The sequence below is a fragment of the Rhizobium cauense genome (genome assembly GCF_019511525.1).
GTDB lineage: Bacteria > Pseudomonadota > Alphaproteobacteria > Rhizobiales > Rhizobiaceae > Rhizobium > Rhizobium cauense.
Genome location: NZ_JAEUAT010000063.1, coordinates 1 through 613, shown reverse-complemented (window position 1 = coordinate 613; position 613 = coordinate 1). Strand labels below are relative to the sequence as shown.

Sequence of the window (613 nt, the reverse complement as noted above, 5' to 3'; positions counted from 1 at the left end):
CCCGGAGCCCTGCCAGGGCAAGCGCAGGGGTCGGCACCGTGCCGCAGTCGCGGACTTTGAAACCGAGAGACGTCAGGGCGTCGGCGCAGTTTGCTGCGATCTCAGGACTGGAATCCCGAAAATCCCGGCCGATCAGGATGGCGTCGCCAGGGCGAGCCATGCCGCTGCCCAGGAGATAGCGTCCAAACGCTGTCGCATAGAGCGCTGCGGCTCGACCCTTGAGGTCGACAGACAGGCCACGCAGCCCACTTGTACCGAATTTCATTCTGGATAGGTCCCCCCGGCATGCTTTCGAATTTGTCAGCGATCCGAACGCAATCTACGCAGCATTCCCGAATTTTGAACCCCGACAGCGATGAGATGACTGCAGTATACGGGTGCGGAGCAAATTGAAAGCATCAGGTCGCATTGGAGGGGAGGAGATATTACTTGGCGCTCCGCAGTAGCCGACGCCAAGGCCGAAACCCACTAATTGGGCTGTTTGCCACTAAAGCGTGTCGCACCTATTCGGTCTCATACCCTGCGGCCCTGAAGAAGTTCAGGCATTCATCAATGGAGAAAAGACCGACAATCTCGCCCAATGCCTTTGTGATTGCATCGAAGCTTCGTGCCG

Annotated in this window: 1 pseudogene; it reads right to left on the bottom strand. The window is 58.1% G+C overall.

Annotated features, from left to right (window positions below):
• A pseudogene (locus JNB88_RS33135) lies at window positions 1-265 on the bottom strand (phosphomannomutase); the annotation flags it as partial.
• Between the last annotated feature and the right edge of the window lie 348 nt (window positions 266-613).